Genomic DNA, 19746 nt, shown 5'->3' with positions numbered 1-19746 from the left:
AAATGGCAGGTATAGAAACGCCCTATTTAGAGAAGGCTAAATCATTTTATACCTTTATACTTTGGGCAGTGGGCTCAGCAGTTCCGCTAAACTTACTGACCAGGTATATGCAACTGAAAAGCCCAGCAAAAGAAATAGTTGGTTTTGGACCTGCTGCTATCGGTTTGTTAATAGCTCCTATCGGGATGTACTACATTTTAAAGAGCTTTCAGCAGCAAGAACAAAACAAGAAACAGCAATGGCTATACCTATTGGGCTTACTATTGATAAATAGTCTGGCTTTGTACATCATCTTTATGACGGTTACCGGAAACAAGCCATTTACTAATTAGTAGATATACCGTTTTAGACAAATAAAAAATCGCTTTCCAATAAAGAATCATGGATAAAGCAATAAGAGACAAATACCAGGCGATTATCGGTCTGGAAGTACACGCCCAACTATTGACAGAGAGTAAGGCCTACTCGTCTGACTCTACAGAATATGGCGTGCTGCCAAACACGAACCTGAGCGTGATCACACTGGGGCACCCAGGTACTTTGCCACGCATCAATAAGTCCGTGGTAGAGATGGCCGTGAAGATGGGACTGGCAACAAACTGCGAGATCACCCGCTACAACATCTATGCCCGTAAAAACTACTTCTACCCAGACCTTCCAAAAGGCTATCAAATCACGCAGGACAAGACGCCTATTTGCACAGCGGGCTACCTGGATGTGAAAGATGCCGCAGGCAATGACAAGCGCATTGGTATCACGCGCATTCACATGGAGGAAGATGCAGGTAAATCCATGCACCTGCCTGGCGAAACTGAAACGCTGATCGACCTGAACCGTGCTGGTGTGCCTTTGATTGAAATTGTATCAGAGCCGGACATCCGTGATTCCGAGGAAGCTTATAACTACCTGACTGAGATTCGTCGTTTGGTGCGCTACCTCGAGATCTGCGACGGCAACATGGAAGAAGGCTCGCTCCGTTGCGATGCCAACATTTCGGTGATGCTGAAAGATTCACCGCTTTGGGGTACCAAGGTAGAGGTGAAGAACATGAACTCATTCCGCAACGTGCAGCGTGCCATCGAGCACGAAATTGAGCGCCAGATCATGGTCATTGAGAACGGCGGAAAGATTGATTCTGAAACCCGCAACTTCGACGCTAACACGGGCTCAACTACGGCCATGCGTTCAAAGGAAACGCTTAATGACTATCGTTACTTCCCTGAGCCGGACCTGCCACCTTTGGTGATCGAGCAGGAGTGGTTGGAGCGTATCAAGGAGACCATGCCAAGTCTGCCGCAGGAGTTGTACAAGCGCTTTACAGAGGAATTTGGCCTGTCGGAGTATGACGCCGGTGTTTTGACAGATGCGAAGGAAATAGCCTTATACTACGATGAGCTTTGCAAGCACACCAAGAACTACAAAGGCGCGGCCAACTGGGTAACCGGTCCGGTGAAGTCATACCTAAACGAGTTGCAGCTGCACATCAAGGACTTCCCGCTGCAGCCGTACAGCATTGCCGAGATCATCGCACTGGTAGATGAGAACAAGGTGAGCCACTCAGTAGCCGCCAAGAAAATATTCCCATACATGCTGGAGAACCCAGGTATACCTGCGCACCAGGTGGCCGAGGAGCAGAATCTGCTGCAGGAATCTGATACTGATTCCCTTAAGGCGATTGTTTCAGAGGTGCTTGCCGCTAATCCCCAGAAAGTGGAGGAGTATAAGGCTGGTAAGAAATCACTGGTAGGTATGTTCATGGGAGAGATCATGAAGAAAACCAAAGGCAAAGCTGACCCAAAAGTGGCCAACCAATTGCTGCAAGAGGGATTAAATGCATAATATTACGTGTCGCGAAACACCAGGCCTTGATATATTTTGCCAGGTGCACCGCTGTACGATCATCTAAACCCATAGAAATATGAACCTAAAGAACTATATAGTACTGGCTTCAGCGGCTGCCTTGATGGCCAGCTGCCAGGGCAACAAGACAGCAACCAACGGCAGCGCCTATACTATAGAAGGGAAACTGCAAAATGCCACACCTGGTCAGATCTTTTTGTTTGAACTGGGAGAACAGCAATTCATTGCCCGCGATACGGCTGACATCAGTCAGGATGGTACATTTTCATTTCAGGGTCAGGTAGAAGAACCGACGCTTTACCGCCTCGGACTCGATCAGCAAAATGCCCTGATGATGGTTCTCGAAAATAAAAATATCAAAGTACAGGCTGATGCCCGCGACCTGAACAATACAGCCAGGTTTGAGAACTCAGAGGACTCTGAGCTTTTCCAGCGTCTTAACAAAATGGTGAATGAAAACCGCCAGAAGGAAATGGCTCTGAGCGAGCAGTTTAACCGCGCCATTTCTGAAGGCAAGACGGAAGAAGCAGAAGGTTACCGTCAACAGTATCTTTCCTTGCAAAAGGAGATCAAGAATTTCATAGCAAAACACCCGTCATCTGTGGTTTCTGCTTTCGGAACACTCAGCCTGGTTAACCCGCAGTTGGATTTTGCTTTTGCGGATAGTATGCTGACGCTCTATACCCAGCACATTCCAGAGTCTAAATACACCAAGACGTTGAACGATCGCCTGAGTGCTATGCGCACAACTGCCGTGGGTTCGGTAGCGCCTGATTTCACACTGCCAACACCTGAAGGTGGCAGCATGGCTTTGTCTGAGCTGCGAGGAAAGTACGTACTGATTGATTTCTGGGCTAGCTGGTGTGCACCATGCCGCAAGGAAAACCCGAACGTTGTAAAAATGTACAACAAGTACAAGGACAAAGGTTTCGAGATCTTTGGCGTATCGCTGGATCAGTCGCGTGAAAAGTGGCTGAAGGCTATTGCCGATGACAAACTGACCTGGCCGCAGGTATCAGACCTGAAAGGCTGGGAAAGCGCTGCCGCTCAGCTGTACCAGATAGACGCCATTCCGCAGACTATTCTGCTCGATAAAGAAGGGAAGATCATTGCCAAAGGCTTGAGAGGAGAAGAATTGGAAGCTAAAATTGCTTCGTTGGTACAGTAAACCAGGATCTATACCTGATATAAAAAGCAAAAGCCCTTCCTTGACAGAAGGGCTTTTGCTTTTTATGGTTATGTAATAGGTACTACTTTTTAAACACTCGCTGCAGCGCCGCCCACAGCAACTTTTTCTGCTCCTGATCGCCATCCAACACAGCCAGCGACTGTGAGAATACAACTGGCACACCATCTACCGGCACAGGATTGTAAAGCGTGAACTTCTCGTGCGGAAGGTCAGTGTCAAGGCGGCTGGCAAAACTGATGATATACTTTGTCTGGGTGGTTTCGCGCAGCGCTTCGAACTTCGTGATCGCTCCCGACACGTTATTTACAAAGGCAACATCCGAAGGACCAAAACCAATAGCTGCCAGTATTTTGGTCAGAAACTGTGACTGTGGTAATACCCTAAACGCTGCATCCGGAAGTGTGACCAACACAATCAGACCTTTACGGTTCTCACCGATAAGATCAAAAGACTTTGGCTGAGGTGCTGTCTCTATTTTCGGCAGTTTAGGGGTATCGGTTACAACAGTCGCCGGACTTGCTGGAATGGGAGCGGCAGTTTCATGAACCGGTTTAATTACTGGTGCTTCAGTAGCAATAGGTATAGCCGCACTGACAACAGTCACCTGGTCCTGCTCGATCAGGTAGAGCGTTTCTGGCATGAAATGCTTCAGAAATTCCGCGTTCAGTTGTTCTGGTGTCAGGGCTGCCATTTGGTAAGGTATAAATTATTCGGCGTCTTCCTTAAGATCAAAGATAGAGCGTAATTCATTGGCTTCGCTCGGTTTCATACGACCAGCCAATACCAGACGTAACTGACGGCGGCGTAAAGCACCGTCATACAGCCTGATCTCTTCCTCGGTTTCAGGGATCGCTTCCGGCACATCGATCGCTTTGCCAGACTGGTCAACCGCCACAAAGGTGAAGAAGGCCTGGTTTGACATCACTTTTTTGCCCGAAGGGATGTCTTCGGCATAAACCACGATGTGCACTTCCATAGATGAAGAGAAGGCACGGGTAACTTTAGCTTCGAGCGTAACCACATTGCCCAATTTTATGCTTTCAGCGAATGACACGTTGTCTACTGAAGCCGTAACCACGATACGGTTGGAGTGCTTCTGTGCAGCGATAGCCGATACGATGTCCATCCAATGCATCATTTTACCGCCCATCAGGTTATGCAGGGTATTGGTGTCGTTTGGCAACACCAACTCAGTCATAATCACGTACGATTCGCTTACTTTTTTCTGTTTACGCATGTTTGTTCTATAAATTCTGACGCAAAGATAGGGCACGAAGGTCCAAACAAAAAGACCGAAAAGGCATTTGGGGCAAAATGTTTGGGTAGTAGTGTGGCAAGTATATAATTTATAAGGCTATCACCGGAAGGATTAATTCTCATTATAGATTGAAACCTTCCTCACTCGCTGGCATTAAGGCTAAAGCGCTATAAATTATCTGCCTCCCAACCAGATTTGCCCAGAAGGGGCACAAATTTGAAATCAGCAAATTCTTCCCGCGTAAAATCATTTTCGCCGGTGCGGGTAATGCGCAGCATCTTCTGGCTCGACTCACCACCTACCGGGATTACCAGAATACCACCAATAGTGAGCTGACTTACCAATGTTTTAGGTATACCGGGCGCTCCGGCCGTCACGATGATCTTGTCGTATGGTGCATGGGCAGGCAAACCCTGTGAACCGTCGCCGTGGAAGGTGTGCGGGAACAAGCCATACGTCTTGAAGAACTTTACCGCCTTCTCATAGAGCGGCTTGTTATACTCGATGGTGTAAACTTTAGGCGTAAGCTGCAGGAGGACACAGCACTGGTAGCCCGAGCCGGTCCCGATTTCGAGTACTTTGTCGGTTGGTTTCAGTTTCAGCAGCTCCGTCTGGAAAGCGACCGTGTAAGGCTGCGAAATGGTTTGTCCTTCGCCTATCGGAAAGGCTTTGTCCTGATAGGCTTGTTCCAGGAAGGCTTTCTCGAAGAAAAAATGCCGGGGTACTGTTTCAATTGCAGCCAACACCCGTTCATCGCGTATACCTTTGTCTCTCAACTGCTTTACCAAGGCGCGGCGCATGCCTTTGTGTTTGTACAAATCTACCTGCATTTCCCTTTTCCTATAATACTAGTTACAAATGATTGGCACTTGCTATGCCAGCTGATTCAGCCAGCGGCATTCTTTTTCTGAGAACAGATAGTGATGCCGTATGCGAAAATAAGCATAGGAGGGCAGAGTTACCTAACACTAAGGCAATTTAATCTCGGCCTGTTGCGGATTTAGGTATAGCAAGTATGCTTTTCAGCAAAATCATGGTTAATTTTGAATTCAGACAATAAGCCCGGAAAGATGTTTACAGGTATAATAGAAGCTATGGGCCAGGTGCAGGCCATACAGGAAGAAGGCACCAACAAGCACTTCACGCTGTCAGCACCTTTCACACAGGAGCTACAGATCGACCAGAGTGTGGCTCACAACGGCATTTGCCTGACAGTGGTGAACATAGAGGGCGATAACTACACTGTGACCGCTATAGACGAGACGCTGCAAAAAACAAACCTGAACAGCGTGCAGGTGGGTGACAAGATGAATCTGGAGCGATGCATGAGTGCCAACGGTCGTTTCGACGGACACATCGTGCAGGGCCACGTGGACCAGGTAGCAGTATGTGAGTCCGTAGAAGACCAAAACGGCAGCTGGGTTTTCACCTTCCGCTATGATTCTTCCCTAGGAAATGTGACGGTGGAGAAGGGTTCGGTCACTGTCAACGGCATTAGCCTGACGGTAGTGAACTCACAGGAAGACCGTTTTTCTGTTGCGATCATACCCTATACCTACGAACATACCAATCTGCACCAGGTGAAGCCGGGTACAACTGTTAACCTGGAGTTTGATATAATCGGCAAGTATGTAGCGAGGCTCTTGAATAAAAGTTAATAAAAAAGTTTAGTCATTACTTTACCACAATCTGGTGGTACGTTACCCCATAACCGCCCCAAACACCTAATCCGCCGTTGATGTTAGACCGGGTGGTATTGGCGGAGCCGATGGGGCTGCCATTGTTGTTACGCTCATTTTCTAAGGTATACCAAAAGCGATAGTGATCCAGATCGATCGCAGCCCAGCGCACTGTGATCGTATCGCCCTTCCCAAAATAGCTATAAGTATCCAGATCGACATCCCGGCCACGGGGCTCCCCCCGGTCAAGCGGGAAACTCAGGTTCTGCACTCCATTGATCAGCTCATCATTGAAAACAGAGGTAAAGTAGCCAGGGTAGAAGGGTTCGCTGTTGCGCTTTGTGAAGTAGCGGACGCTGTTCCCCAGGGTGTCAGGGTCGCGGTAGCGGTAGAAGAGTGTGAACAAGCTGTCCTGCCTTGGGTCGGGATGAGGCTGCAGAAAGAGTTCCTGCAGGGGGTTGAGATGGGGTATGGTCGTCGAAGAGGTCAGTACCCGCCCTTCGTGACTGATTCGCAACTGATAGCTCTTGCCGATTTCGCCCCGCAACTCATCAGAGGTATAAACATAAAAAATAAAGTTGCTATTACTGGTAAGCTGGTTCTCAGGTATGGCGTATTGCTCTGACACTACACGCCGCAGCCCTGGCCAAAAGGCGGCCGCCGGTACTTCTTTTAAGGTATAGCTCTTTCCTGCGATCGACACCTCTACCTGAGCCCCATGCACGAAACTAGCCTCGATATCAGCTGGGGAAAAGCCGGAAAACACCGGCATACTACGCGTGAGTACCACCACTGGCGGAGCACCCTGCTCAATGTGCCCTTCTACTACCAGTTGTTCCTGTCCGGCAGGTATGTCGATGGTAAGACTTTCTTCACAGGAAACAAGAAAGGTGAACAGAACGAGTGAGAGAAGATTTCTGATTCGCATAGCATTACCATTTAAAATTCCAGGTGGCTGATGGCAGCGGAATTGGAATCAGTGAGACTTTCTTTGCCTGCACCCGGGTATCTGTACTGTAAGGCGCCCCTTCGCTATCAATGAAATACAGGAAGGGGTTACGGCGGCCATACACATTGTAGATCGCAAAAGTCCAGCTCCACTGCAACCGTCGCTGCGCCTTTCCTTCCAGCGTAGCCGAGAGGTCCAGCCGGTGAAAAGGCTCCATCCGGAAGCTGTTGCGGTCACCGTACTGGTAATTGACTGTTCCCTCAATCAGGTAGCGCCGCTCGGGCATCGTAGTGGCTTGTCCGGTGCCGTAGACGAAGCTGCCACCAAATGTCCAGCGGGTATTGTACTTATAAGTAGCCACCAGCGAGATGTCATGCCGCCTGTCGAAGCGGGCGGGGAAGGTACGGCCTTGGTTGATAGCGGGGAAGGTGCGATCGGTCCAGGACAAGGTATAGCCCAGCCAGCCTTGCAAATCACCATAGTTCCGGCGCAGGAAAAACTCTGCGCCATAAGATTCGCCACTTCCACGCACAAATTCATACTCCAGATCACGGTTACTAGGCCCCGCCACAAAACCCTCGCGGTACTCCAATTGGTTTTCCATGGTCTTATAATAGAGCTCCACAGACCCTTCATACATATTTTGCCGGAAACTCTGGAAATAGCCCACTGCATACTGTGTGGCCCGCTGTGGTTCTACTATTGCCGAACTTGGCACCCATACGTCCAGAGGCAGGGTTGTATAGGCATTGGAAACGAGGTGCAGGTACTGTGCCGAACGGGCATAGCTTGCTTTAACGGAAGCATCAGCCCCTAAGCTGTAGCGCACCGACACACGCGGCTCCAGAGCCTGGAACGTTTTCACCCGCTCTCCCGCTGCATATGCCACTGAATCAATAGGCCTTTCGTTCTGATCAAAGGTATAGAAAGTAAAAGGCCCCATCTGCGCAAAGTAACTACCCCGTATACCTAAGCTCAGCAAGAGCCGGTCCGTTACGTTCCAATCATCGGACAGGTATAGCGCGGCTTCATGGGCTGTTTTGGAAAGGATCCTGTCGGTAGAGAATACATCACCTTCGGCTGTTTCGGCACTGCCGGTTCGGGGACGCAACGTATGGTGGGTAAAGTGCAAACCGTAGTGCAGCTCATGGCGCACAGAAGGAGTATACACAAAATCGGTTTTCAAAGTATAATCCCGTACCCCGGTTTCAACTGCTGTTGTAATGTCTCCGAAGTCCCAATTGAAATCAAATGCGTAGTTGCTCAATGTGCCTGTCACATCTACAAAGTGCTTTCCTGAAAACTGATGGTTCCAACGGGCAGTGGCGGAAGCATTTCCCCACTGGAAATCGGCCACAAAGCGGCCGGAAGAGAGTGTAAGCGAACCTACGTCCTTGCCATAGTAACCGCTCAGGTAGAGCTTGTCCTTCGGTGACAAGGTATAGGAGAGCTTGCCATTGAAGTCATAAAAATAATAAGGCACCCCACCTTGTTCAGTGTTTCGCAGAAATGGCCCGAACAACACATCCACGTAGGTGCGGCGGGCAGAGAAAATGAACGAGGCCTTGTCTTTGACCAGTGGGCCCTGCACCGTCAGCCGGGAAGCGATCAGGCCAATGCCGCCCTCTGCCTGCAAACTATCCATGCTTCCTTCCCGCAGCTCCACATCCAGTACCGACGACAGGCGCCCGCCATACCTGGCCGGCATGTTGCCTTTGATCAGGGTGGCATTGCTGATGGCGTCGCTATTGAAGACAGAAAAGAAATTGAGCAGATGTCCAGGGTTGTAAACCACCGCCTGATCGAGTTGCACGAGATTCTGGTCAACTCCTCCGCCCCGCACATAAAAACCTGTATTGCCTTCGCCACCCGACTGCACCCCCGGCATCAGCTGCACAGTTTTCATGATGTCAGTCTCTCCGAACAGCACCGGCAGCGTTTTCACCGAAGTCATCGGGATGTCCAGTTCACCCATCGTGGCGGTCTGGGTAAACGGCTTGAGGCGGGTCCCGATCACCTCCACCTCACGGGTGCTGTAGCTGGCCTGCTCCAATCGTATATTAAGTGATTCGACTCGAAAGAGCTGAAGTTGAATTTCCTGACTATTGTAGCCAATGTAACGGATAACCAAGGTATAACTGCCTGGCGGGGCACTCATGCTGTACCTGCCATCCGGTTCCGAGACCGTACCGATAGAAGGGCGCTCCTTCAGACTGATGGAAGCACCGGCCAGGGGCTCATCTGTACGGGCGTCGAGTACACGGCCGCTTAGCACAAAACTGTCCTGTGCCCATGAAGGTAGCACAGGCAGGAGTATGAGTGACAGAAGCAGGTATAAAAAGTGTCGTAGTTGCAAGTCCGGAAATCAGCTCTTCTAACAATACGTCAGAAACAGCGGATTATGCCAAAGGTTTGTGCTGAAAGCGGGTATATTTTCGCAGCCAAAAACGGTAGCCCACCACGGCCAACATGGCTGTTCCGGTACCCACCAGAGCGCCGCCCAGCGTATCGCCCGGATAGTGCACACCCAGGTATATGCGGCTATAGGAAACCATCACAGCCCATGTAACCAGCAATATCTTGAAGATCAAGTAACGGTCGGATAGGGTCAGGTTAAAGAAAACCGCCAGCGCAAAGCCAGTAGAGGCGTGGGAGGAGAGGAAGCCGAATTGTCCGCCGCAGCCGCGCACCAGATTTACTATGGCTGATATTTCAGGATCGTGACAGGGACGCAGACGCGCAAAATAAGGTTTGAAAACGCCAGAGGCCACATAATCAGCCAAACCTATACCTGCCACAGCCATCAGCAGCATTGGTATACTCTGCAGCTTGTAGCGCCAGATGATATAGCCAATCAGCAGAAGGTAAAAGGGAATCCAGAAGTATTTATCTGAAACCGTGACCATAACATTGTCCCAGAACGGGCTTTGCTGCTCATTCAGGTATAGAAACAGCTCTTGGTCCAGCTTCTCCAGTTGCTCCAGCATGCTTAGGCTATGTTGATCCAGTCGATGTCCTTCTTAAGATAACCCAGGGTCTTTTCCTCAGATCCGCCCGGTGCAGGCTTGTGGTTATATACCCAGGAGGCATGAAGCGGCAAACTCATCAGGATAGACTCAATGCGACCGTTGGTGGCCAGTCCGAACTTGGTACCACGATCGTACACAAGGTTGAACTCCACGTAGCGGCCTCTGCGGATCAGTTGCCATTGTTTCTCTCGTTCAGAATAAGGCAGATTGCGGTTTTCGTTCACGATCTTCGTATAGAATGGTGCAAATGCATAGGCCACGTCACGCACAAAGGCAAAGCGTTGCTCCAGGCTGATCTCATCAGTAGCCATCAGTCGGTCAAAGAAAATACCGCCCACACCGCGGGTTTCCTGTCGGTGCTCGTTGTAGAAATAGTCGTCGGCCCATTTCTTGAACTCCGGATAATAGGAGGGATGGTGTTTGTCACACACGGCTTTCATGGCCTCATGAAACTCCCTTGCCTGCTTCACATCCACATAAATAGGCGTGAGGTCAATGCCGCCACCAAACCAGGCTGTACCGTTGCCAGCCTCAAAATAGCGCACGTTCATGTGCGTGATCGGCACCATCGGGCTGTGTGGGTGCATTACCACCGAAACGCCCGTCGCAAAGAACTTCGGATCAGGCATCTGCAGCATTTTCAGGAATTGTGGAGAGAGCTCGCCCTGCACAGCAGAGAAGTTGACACCGCCTTTTTCGAGCACGTTCCCGTTTTCGATGATGCGGGAAATGCCGCCACCGCCCTGTTCGTGTTGCCACTCATCCTTCTGGAAAGTTGCACCGCCATCACAGTTTTCAAGGTCGCGCACCAGGTCTAGCTGGAACTGGCGCATAAAAGCTTCAACTTCTTCTCTGAACATATTATCTTTATTACTTCTTTAATGTGTCATCTGACAAAGATCACAGAATTCCGGAACAGAAATCCAAAGTCCTATGTCCTTTGCCACCAGGTATTTTTGTCCGGAAACCGTAAAACTACCAAATAAACCCCGCTCTACCGAACATTCGTAAGGATTTCAGAAAAAGCACATTTTTCCTTAACTTCGGGCAACAACTACGCGCAACCTATGTCAAAAGAACTGATGGAGGCATTTAAGATTGACACGGGCATTCTTAAAAAAGCCTACCGACTGATGATAACTGCCAAGACAATGGCAGACACCTACGAAGAAAACAAGGCCATTTGCAGTAAGTATGTGCACAGCACATCCCGCGGTCACGAAGCCATACAATTGGCCACGGCCTTTCAACTGAAGCCCTACGACTACGCCTCACTCTATTATCGCGATGATTCAGTGCTGTTAGGTATAGGCATGCAGCCTTACGAGCTCATGTTGCAGCTGATGGCCAAAGCCGGTGATCCGTTCTCAGGTGGCCGCACCTACTACGGACACCCTTCGCTGCGTCGCGAAGGGTGTCCGACCATTCCACACCAAAGCTCTGCCACTGGCATGCAGGCTATACCTGCCACTGGTATGGCACACGCCATTGCCTACTTCGAATCGCAGGGACTGACTAATAGTGAGGAAAAGCCGGTGGTGCTTTGCTCCCTGGGAGACGGCTCTGTGACGGAGGGTGAAGTGGCCGAGGCTTTCCAGATGGCGGTACTGAAGAATCTGCCAATTGTATACCTTGTGCAGGACAACGACTGGGGTATTTCGGCCACAGGAAAGGAAATGCGCGCCATGGATGCCTACGAGTATGCAGCCGGCTTCAAAGGGATGGAGCGACTGCGCGTGAATGGCTCTGACTTTGCGGAGTCCTATGAAGGCATGCGGGTGGCATTTGAGTATGCCCGCGAAGTGCGTAAACCGATACTGGTGCATGCCAAAGTACCTCTACTAGGTCACCATACCTCCGGTGTACGCCGCGAGTGGTACCGTGGCAGTAACCTGCAGGAACATAGCGTCAACGACCCGATCCCGAAGCTGCGTCAGGCGCTGCTGGATGCCGATGTTACGTCAGAAGAAGTACAGTGGCTCGAACAGGAAGCTCAAAAAACAGTGAATGCTGATTACCAGCGTGCACTGGACGCTCCCGTGCCTGATCCTAACACCTTCGACCAGCACGAATTTGCCCCAACTCTGGTAACAGAAGAAAAAGGAGAGCGCAGCCCATCAGGTGCTGATAAAACCATCATGGTGGACGCTGCTCTTCATGCCGTGGACGATATCCTGCGCACTTACCCGGAAGCTTTGTTCTATGGGCAAGACGTAGGTGGGGAACTTGGTGGTGTGTTCCGCGAAGCCGCTCTGCTAGCTAAGAAATACGGCGATAACCGTGTGTTTAACACCCCGATTCAGGAAGCGTACATTGTCGGATCTACCGCAGGTATGTCAGCCGTAGGTGCAAAGGCAATTGTAGAAATTCAGTTTGCCGATTACATCTGGCCGGGTATGAACCAATTGGTGGAAGAGCTTTCTAAGAGCTGCTACCTCTCGATGGGCAAGTTCCCGGTACAGTCGCTGATTCGTGTGCCGATCGGCGCTTACGGCGGCGGCGGTCCTTATCATTCCGGAAGCATTGAGTCTACGTTGCTGACTATCCGTGGCATTAAAGTAGTCTACCCAAGCAACGCTGCCGACATGAAAGGTCTCATGAAAGCTGCCTTCCTGGACCCGAACCCGGTGATCATGCTGGAGCACAAAGGTCTGTACTGGTCTAAAGTAGCCGGCACCGAAGACGCCAAGACCGTGGAGCCGGATGAAAATTACATCCTGCCTCTCGGCAAAGCCAACGTGGTGCAGTATGCCTCTGACGAGGAAATCCGCATGGGCAACTCCATGACGGTGATCACTTACGGTATGGGCGTATACTGGGCCAAAACCGCATCCAAGCAATTCAAAGGTAGCGTTGAGATCCTGGACCTGCGTACGCTCAATCCGCTGGATTTCGAGGCCGTAGTCGCTTCTGTGCGTCGTCACGGCAAGGCACTGGTACTCACCGAGGAGCCGCTGATGAACTCTTTTGCAGAATCACTGGCGGGACGTATCTCCAAAGAATGCTTCCAGCAGCTAGACGCACCAGTTTATACCCTGGGTGCTGCTAACCTGCCAGCTATACCTTTGAATGTGGAGCTGGAGAAGATGATGTTGCCTAACCCGGAAAAGGTAGCCGCTGCTCTGGAAGAGTTGCTGAACTACTAGACTCTAGCATAGCCTGCAAACAAAAATCCCCGTCAGATCATGACGGGGATTTTTGTTTGCAGGCTATTAGAACTAAAAGTACAGGTCTTATAGCTAAGCTTTAGAAAGGATAACCTATGCCGATGTTGAGGTTAGTTCTTCGATTGGCTGGATCAACCTGGCGGAAAAAGTCGGAGAAGCGGAAATCACGAATCACGAACTTGTTGCCGTTAAGGTCTCCGGCCGGATCGTATACCTGTGTGGCAAAGTCAAATCGAAGAATCACAACAGAGAAATTTAGTCGCAAACCAAAGCCAGTACCTACCGCCAGTTCTTTATAAAAGCGGTTAAATTGAAATTCAGACCCCGGGCGGTTATCAGGCTTCAGCATCCACACGTTACCAGCATCAACGAATACAGCACCATTTAAGAAACCGACCATATTAAAACGGTACTCAGCACTGGCTTCGAGTAATACTTCACCAGGCTGTTCGGCAATAAATCTTCTATCAGTCTCCTCTCCATCCTCAGTTTCTGTAATCACCCGCCGATATGAGCCAGGGCCCAGACGCCGGGCCTGCCAGGCACGCACACTTGAAGCACCTCCTGCAAAAAAGTATTTATCATAGGGGAGGGCATTCGTACCAAACAGGGGACCGCCTACACCAGCATTTACACGATAAACAAAAAAGCGCTGTCCTCCCAGCGGCAAATAGCGTCGGTAATCAGTGTTTAATTTGGCATACTGGAACTGCCTCAGACTGCCCGTTTCAGGCAAGATACCCAGTTTGGAAGTGAGACCGCCGACCTCGGTCAGCACACGCATGTAGCGGGCATTGCGCGATTGCAGAAAGTCGTTTGTGTTGTAGATCAGATTAAAGCCAACAAAAGAAATAAATCCGCTTTTGAAACTCTCCACAAAAGATCGGCTGAGCTGACTCAGTTCTCGCAGGTCTTCTTCAAAAGTGGGGTCAATACGATTAACCTGAATAATATTAATATTGACCGGTGAAAACACATACTGCACAGTTGGCGTCTGAAGCGGACGCGGATACTTGTACCAGATGTAGTCAAGAGAGGCTTCGTAAATGCTTCTCTGGAACTCAGCACGATTAACATTGGTATAGCCTGTATACAACCGGGTTCTGGGATTGAAATCCTGCAGAATTTTCTTTCCGCCAAAAGGGAGAATAAACAGCGGGAAAGTAAGCGCAGCATCACCACCAAACTCCCGTATCATGACCGTTTCATCAGTTGCAATATTGATCTGTCCCTCCAGGCCCCCACGTATACCGAATTCCAGGTTCTCGGCACCTCCGAAAACATTGCGTGTCTTCAGTCGGATGCTGGAAAAAGGACCAGGCCTGCGCTCGGTAAAGTTCATCCCCAATTCAGCCGTTTCCTGAAATTTCTTGGAGGGGAGGGCATTAATGAAGGCATTCAACTGGTTACCAGCTGTTGAGTCGGTCGCATCTGTGATCTTGTTGTAGCTTACATTGGTAAACTGAAACACATCCATCTCAGCCAGTCGCCGCTGTGTAAGGGATGTCCTGAACTGGCTATACCGTTGACCTGGGTATACCGAAACTTTATTGTCAAGTATGTTAAAAGAGTACTTGTGGTCGTATGCCAGGTATTTTACATTGTTGTATTCCAGCGTATCGCGTGCCAAACCAAACCGGTCCGCATCTGTCTTAAAATACACGTTCCTGATAGTATAAGCTTTGTGACGGGACCCGTTCTCCGGATTCTGAATAATGGTATGCAGACGCACCGTGTTCCCCCCGTAGCTGGTATCCGGCTCAAATATTATATACGCACGCGAAAAGTCAAAATATCCGTTGTGACGGATCATCTCATGCAGGCGATCCCGCTCTTGTGTGAGCAACTGCTCATCATACACATCACCTACCTTGAGTAGCGACCTGGCCTCGTATCGCTTCACAATCTGGAGCAGAGAATCATCGGGTATAGTGTAGTTGAGCGCACTGTAACGGTAAGGCTCATTTTCAGCGATATTGATCGTAATGTATACCTTTTTGCCTTTTACCTGTTTCTCGTAGTCCGCTTCATGATTAAAAAAACCTTTGGTATTCATGTAAATTTCTACCTGGTCCATGGTGCGCTCCATCAGCAGTGAGTCATAGATGGCGGGAGGTTCACCTATTTGCATGAGCAGATTACCCTTTTCCTTCCGATCACGCTGGCGGGCTATGCGGCGGTCAAAGCGGTCCTGGATTCGGCGTACCTTTGTGGAGTCATCGGCTTGGGCTGTTTTATCGGCGCGTTTTCTACGTAGCTTTTCAATGCGCTCGTCGATGCGGGCAGGACTGTAAAATCGCTTCCCAAAGTTATAGATGGCCAGATAAGGCGTAGAGCCAAGGAAGGTCCGGTTAGGGCGCTGTTGGTAAACCGCCTCTATATCAGTCTGGCTGACGTGTTCGATCCCTTTAGGCTCTATACCTAACAAGAGCTGTTCGTTCTCGCCCAGATTTTTGGTCGGCACGCAGGCGGTGAAACTTAAAATTGTAATTACCAGCCCGAATATATAATATCGTGTTCTCAAACGATTCTCCGCTCTATGTTGTCGAAAGCAATTGTAAAATACGTTACCTCCCTGCAAGTAAAAAAATACCGCAACCAACACCAAGCCTTTGTGGTGGAGGGAGCTAAAAGCCTACTGGAGCTGTTAAACTCAGATTTTGAGATACAGCACCTGTTCATAACCCAGGATTTCCTGCAGGAGCATGGCAACAGGCTAAGCAAAGGTACAAGATACGAACTTGTTACGGAACAGGATCTGACCAGAGCGGGTACTTTTTCAAGCAATAATGCTGGTCTGGCTGTAGCCCACATGCACCAGCTCTCAAAGCTGCAGTTTCACCCTGGCGATTTCACTCTGGCTCTCGACGACATCCGCGATCCGGGTAACATGGGTACCATCATCCGCATTGCAGACTGGTACGGCATCCAGACCATTGTATGCTCAGAAACCTGCGCAGACTTTTATAATCCCAAGACCATTTCAGCTACCATGGGTTCCTTTACCCGTGTCAAGGCCTATTACCTCAACCTGGGTGAGTGGCTGCACCAACTCCCGGAGAATGTGCCTGTCTATGGCGCTTCGCTGGATGGCGAAAACCTGCACCGCATGCAACTGCAGCCAACAGGCGTGGTGGTGATGGGAAATGAGGCAAATGGCATACGCCCGGAAGTTGCCAGCGAAGTAAACCGGCTTATCAAGATTCCTGCTTTCGGAGAGGCAGAGTCGCTTAATGTGGCTACAGCTACCGCCATCATCATCGATAACTTTATGCGCAACGCAAGGCTTTAAAACAAAAGAAGCCTCTGACTAGAGGCATCTTTTGTAAACAAAATAATCACCTAATTAACAGCTTATTAATTAAACAACCTTAAACCAAAGCTGATTACGTTGGCATCCGGGCCGCGGTTGTCTTTGAACAAGTCGTTCATGTTGTATTTCACGAAGAGGTCCAGGTTGCCGTAGCCTATCACGCCTGTCAGGCCATACTGAAAGTCACTCAGGTTGTAGCTGCTGCGCACCTTTTCTTTCTGCGTCCTACCGCTGTCCTCAAACTTAAACTTAGAGTGGGCACCCAGGCGGTAGCCTACAAACGGGCCGGCGCCCAACTTAAATCCTTCCTTGCCGTTTTGGCGCTTGAACTTCAGCATTGGCATGAGCGGAACGTTTACGGATGAGTGTGTCAGCTTCACTTTGTCATAGTTGATCTCCATCTCACGACGGAAGAAGGTCACATCATTTACATCCTCCTCAATCACGAAGTTGCGGTCGAACATGTAGTTATTGAAGGCAAATTCAAGGCCTGACACCAGATATAGCGGACTCTTGCGACCACCGATCTGTGAATTGAGGTGCCAGTTGATACTTACATAGCGTGAACCCAGCGGCTTCAGGTCAGGAACCTGTTGGCTATTGCTGTTTAAGAAGTTGTTCAAGCCAAGGTCCAAGTCAAAATTGAAGCGGGTAGCTTTGTAAGACTTCTTCACGTTGCTTGTCCGTATGCTGTCCCGCTCGGCGCGGTTAGGCATGTTCACGTCAACCTTGGTATTGCCATCCTTTTCCTCAATTTCCACATCGATCTTGATATTCTTGTTGATCCGGATCTCGTGTTTTTCTCTGTTTACCTTCCCATCCTGGCCGGTTTCCTGCACGGTAATGGTCACAGTTTCCGGATCATTGTCATCTTTGCCAAACACGACGGTGGTCTCCTGCGACTTCAGCTCTTTGTTAGCACCGTCCATGCGGTCTACCTGATCAACATATTTATTCAACACGCGCATCAGAGAGTCCAGGCTGTAGTTTTCGAAAGCTTTAAGCTGCTCTATGTTCTGAAGGTATAGCACCATTTTAGCGCCATTGGCCATTTTCACAACGATCGTATCCTGCTGGCCGAGTCGCTCGCCTATGGTTTGACCGCCTTTGGCAGACACACCGGTGGCTGCAGCCATGATGATGGCCGTTACGAGAAGTAGTATCTTTTTCATGGTTTTAAAAGATTAGAGATTAATGACTTTTGATATTTTCTGTTTTCCAATTTGAGTTTCAAGTGCAATTCTGTCTGCATTGATGCCGAGCTCTGACAACTCAACCTTTTCTCCGTTTGAGAGATTACGAACCTGCTTAAAGATGTTCTTGGCAAGTTTCTGTTTCTTTTCGAAGCCGCTCAGCTCTTCATCTGCCTCTACCTCCTGTACATGGACAGCCCGCTTTATTATAATTTCCACAGGCTGAGCATTCATGTCCACTGTATTGGCTGCAAAAGTAACCGGAGTTGTTTCTCCTGTGTTAAAGTAGTCTCCCTTCTGAGGGGCATCCGGTATAACTGGCTTTTCTACCTGAATTGCCAGTTGTTGAGGTGCAACAACGCTTTTTGCACTGATATCTGATTTGCCAATTTTTGCCGCTGTGCTCGGTACAGCTTTAGCGATCAACTGCTTCTTAACCGTTTTTGGCTGCGTAGGTGCTGTAGCAGTCTCAGCCGGTTTGACGGGCTCAACCAATTCTTCATCTGCTGATGGCGTAGTTGACGGCTCTTCAGCTACTTGTGCCAGTTGCTTGTCCGCTGTGGCAGGTGCTGTGATAACAAGTGGCTGCTCTGCTTTCAGACCATTTCGGTCCGCCAAGCCGTATCGGTCTACCGGCACAGTGCCGTTCTGTACATTGTAGAACACGACGCCCACTGAGAGCACGAGCGCAATAGCGGCAGCGATAGAGTAGGAGAGCCACATAAAGCCTCGTGGCTTCGCTTCCTCCTTTTGAGCATTAGGCATCTCGGTTTCTATCCGGTCCTGCAATCTGTTCCAAAGGTCGGCAGGGGGCGTGGGCGATGAAGGGCCCAATCGATCTTTGAATAGTTTGTCTATGTCTTCTGGTTTCATAACTGAACCTCCTTTTATATTAGCTGGCGACTGCTTCCTGTCCGGTCAGTCTTCGCTGCAGCATAGCGCGTGCTTTGCTTAGCTGCGATTTCGAAGTGCCTTCCGTGATATTCAGCATGTCGGCTATTTCTTTGTGAGAATATCCCTCAATTGCATACAGGTTAAATACTGCCCTGTAGCCGGCAGGTAAAGTGCGTAACAAATCCAGTAGTTCGCCTTCAGCCAGATCGTGATCAGCTCCCAAGCTGCCCGCCACCTGTATGTGGTCGTCTTCAACAGACAGGTATAGCGACTCTTTTTTTCTCAAAAACCCAAGAGCTTCATTCACCATGATGCGTCTTACCCAACCCTCGAAACTGCCTTTGCCCTCAAACCTGTCTATGTTCTGGTATACCTTCATAAACCCGTTCAGTAAAGCCTCTTCCGCGTCCATCTGGTTTTTGAGGTAACGCAGGCACACACCGTACATCGGCGAGGCAAAGCGCTCGTAAAGGCATTTCTGCGCTTTACTTTCGGCCTTCTGGCAACCTGCTATTAACTCCTGTTCTGTCACGCTGGGTAAAATTTTTATCAAATAATGTCGCTTATCTGGCCTTCTTGAGCTGTTTTTGTCTCTCTTTACCTCTTAGATGATGATACTCACCCGGAGGTTGCCTAAGCAAGAATAAATTTCTGATATTTTTTTTAGAATGCGGCACCATTGACTATAAAATACTGACTGTCAGCTAGAATTTATTTCACTATTTCTGCAATAGCACCCACTTCCGGCTTTTCCTTTTTAAGAATTGTTCTGAATAGCTCTACCCGGAACCTGTTTAAAACAGAATGCCTTATATTTGTAGAGATGAGATTCGTGGCTATTTTCTTTTCCCTGTTTATGTTCTGGACGGCTTGTCTGCCGTGCACAGATAAGATTATGGATAGCCACGAGCACCTCCCCAACATGACGGACGTAGCCGACACCACAGGTGAGTCACCCTTTCACGAAGACACTTGCCCGCTATTCTGCAGTTGTGGTTGCTGCGCCACGTTTACCGTTACAGTAGAGCCGGAGCACATTGTCTTCCGCGTACCGGTCATTCCTCAAACCAAACCTCTTGTTTACCCGGAGTTGCGCGAAATAAAGATCGCCTCTACCTGGTGGCACCCTCCACGGCTGGTAGCCTGATTCTACTATCAAGATAAAGTGCAGCTATAATTGTAACCACAAGCCCTTAAAAGCGCTTTTGGTGTAAC

General features: G+C 49.4%; 18 protein-coding genes. 7 read left to right on the top strand and 11 right to left on the bottom strand.

Translation table 11 applies throughout. The features are described from left to right. Positions 1–2: 2 nt before the first annotated feature. From BW972_RS08835 to BW972_RS08825, 3 genes are all read left to right on the top strand, one after another. Positions 3–332, top strand: coding sequence for a hypothetical protein (locus BW972_RS08835; protein WP_076421821.1), 330 nt, complete (start codon positions 3–5; stop codon positions 330–332). Positions 333–381: 49 nt separating this feature from the next. Then, the gene (gene gatB / locus BW972_RS08830; RefSeq protein WP_200805471.1) at positions 382–1839 is read left to right on the top strand and encodes an Asp-tRNA(Asn)/Glu-tRNA(Gln) amidotransferase subunit GatB; all 1458 of its coding nucleotides are present in this window, start codon (positions 382–384) and stop codon (positions 1837–1839) included. 79 nt (positions 1840–1918) lie between these two features. After that, on the top strand, positions 1919–3028 hold the full coding sequence (locus BW972_RS08825; protein WP_076421819.1) for a TlpA disulfide reductase family protein: 1110 nt from the start codon (positions 1919–1921) through the stop codon (positions 3026–3028). An 82-nt stretch (positions 3029–3110) separates the two neighbouring features. Here BW972_RS08825 and BW972_RS08820 read toward each other — a convergent pair whose 3' ends face one another. The 3 genes from BW972_RS08820 to BW972_RS08810 all read right to left on the bottom strand — a co-directional run bounded on the left by BW972_RS08820 (position 3111) and on the right by BW972_RS08810 (position 5137). Beyond that, on the bottom strand, positions 3111–3740 hold the full coding sequence (locus BW972_RS08820) for a hypothetical protein (RefSeq protein ID WP_076421818.1): 630 nt from the start codon (positions 3738–3740) through the stop codon (positions 3111–3113). A 15-nt stretch (positions 3741–3755) separates the two neighbouring features. Further along, a complete protein-coding gene (locus BW972_RS08815) occupies positions 3756–4286 on the bottom strand; it encodes an acyl-CoA thioesterase (protein ID WP_007652522.1) in 531 nt (176 codons plus the stop codon). 188 nt (positions 4287–4474) lie between these two features. Next, positions 4475–5137, bottom strand: a complete 663-nt coding sequence (locus BW972_RS08810; protein ID WP_007652520.1) for a protein-L-isoaspartate(D-aspartate) O-methyltransferase — start codon at positions 5135–5137, stop codon at positions 4475–4477. 240 nt (positions 5138–5377) lie between these two features. On the opposite strand from BW972_RS08810, the gene BW972_RS08805 reads away from it, so the two are divergent. Continuing rightward, positions 5378–5965: a riboflavin synthase gene (locus BW972_RS08805; protein ID WP_007652518.1), complete on the top strand. Its 588-nt coding sequence runs from the start codon at positions 5378–5380 to the stop codon at positions 5963–5965. Positions 5966–5981: 16 nt separating this feature from the next. Here the strand turns inward: BW972_RS08805 and BW972_RS08800 are convergent, their stop codons facing one another. The 4 genes from BW972_RS08800 to hemF all read right to left on the bottom strand — a co-directional run bounded on the left by BW972_RS08800 (position 5982) and on the right by hemF (position 10824). Continuing rightward, positions 5982–6914, bottom strand: a complete 933-nt coding sequence (locus BW972_RS08800) for a DUF4249 family protein (protein WP_076421817.1) — start codon at positions 6912–6914, stop codon at positions 5982–5984. A gap of 4 nt (positions 6915–6918) precedes the next feature. Beyond that, complete coding sequence (locus BW972_RS08795; protein ID WP_234986329.1) at positions 6919–9240, bottom strand: TonB-dependent receptor; 2322 nt, start codon at positions 9238–9240, stop codon at positions 6919–6921. Between the two features lie 94 nt (positions 9241–9334). After that, positions 9335–9922: a phosphatase PAP2 family protein gene (locus BW972_RS08790; protein WP_076421815.1), complete on the bottom strand. Its 588-nt coding sequence runs from the start codon at positions 9920–9922 to the stop codon at positions 9335–9337. 2 nt (positions 9923–9924) lie between these two features. After that, positions 9925–10824, bottom strand: a complete 900-nt coding sequence (hemF, locus tag BW972_RS08785; RefSeq protein ID WP_076421814.1) for an oxygen-dependent coproporphyrinogen oxidase — start codon at positions 10822–10824, stop codon at positions 9925–9927. Between the two features lie 207 nt (positions 10825–11031). Here hemF and BW972_RS08780 point away from each other — a divergent pair, with 207 nt between their 5' ends. Beyond that, complete coding sequence (locus BW972_RS08780; RefSeq protein ID WP_076421813.1) at positions 11032–13110, top strand: alpha-ketoacid dehydrogenase subunit alpha/beta; 2079 nt, start codon at positions 11032–11034, stop codon at positions 13108–13110. 100 nt (positions 13111–13210) lie between these two features. Here BW972_RS08780 and tamL read toward each other — a convergent pair whose 3' ends face one another. Beyond that, positions 13211–15655, bottom strand: a complete 2445-nt coding sequence (tamL, locus tag BW972_RS08775) for a translocation and assembly module lipoprotein TamL (RefSeq protein WP_143731971.1) — start codon at positions 15653–15655, stop codon at positions 13211–13213. 15 nt (positions 15656–15670) lie between these two features. On the opposite strand from tamL, the gene BW972_RS08770 reads away from it, so the two are divergent. Continuing rightward, complete coding sequence (locus tag BW972_RS08770) at positions 15671–16423, top strand: TrmH family RNA methyltransferase (RefSeq protein ID WP_076421812.1); 753 nt, start codon at positions 15671–15673, stop codon at positions 16421–16423. Positions 16424–16488: 65 nt separating this feature from the next. On the opposite strand, the gene BW972_RS08765 is transcribed toward BW972_RS08770, so the two are convergent. From BW972_RS08765 to BW972_RS08755, 3 genes are read right to left on the bottom strand one after another with little or no spacing between them, the layout of a single operon-like run. Beyond that, a complete protein-coding gene (locus BW972_RS08765) occupies positions 16489–17616 on the bottom strand; it encodes an outer membrane beta-barrel protein (protein ID WP_076421811.1) in 1128 nt (375 codons plus the stop codon). 12 nt (positions 17617–17628) lie between these two features. Then, entirely contained in the window at positions 17629–18510 is an 882-nt protein-coding gene (locus BW972_RS08760; protein WP_076421810.1) for a ribonuclease E domain-containing protein, read from the bottom strand. Between the two features lie 19 nt (positions 18511–18529). Continuing rightward, entirely contained in the window at positions 18530–19084 is a 555-nt protein-coding gene (locus BW972_RS08755) for an RNA polymerase sigma factor (protein WP_234986328.1), read from the bottom strand. A gap of 342 nt (positions 19085–19426) precedes the next feature. Between BW972_RS08755 and BW972_RS08750 the strand changes: the two genes are divergently transcribed. Further along, positions 19427–19678, top strand: coding sequence for a hypothetical protein (locus BW972_RS08750; protein WP_143731969.1), 252 nt, complete (start codon positions 19427–19429; stop codon positions 19676–19678). The last annotated feature ends 68 nt before the right edge of the window (positions 19679–19746 follow it).

Origin of the sequence: Pontibacter lucknowensis (assembly GCF_900156415.1) — a bacterium.
Classification (GTDB): domain Bacteria; phylum Bacteroidota; class Bacteroidia; order Cytophagales; family Hymenobacteraceae; genus Pontibacter; species Pontibacter lucknowensis.
The sequence above is the reverse complement of the archived record's forward strand: the minus strand, read 5'-3'. Positions and strand labels throughout refer to the sequence as shown.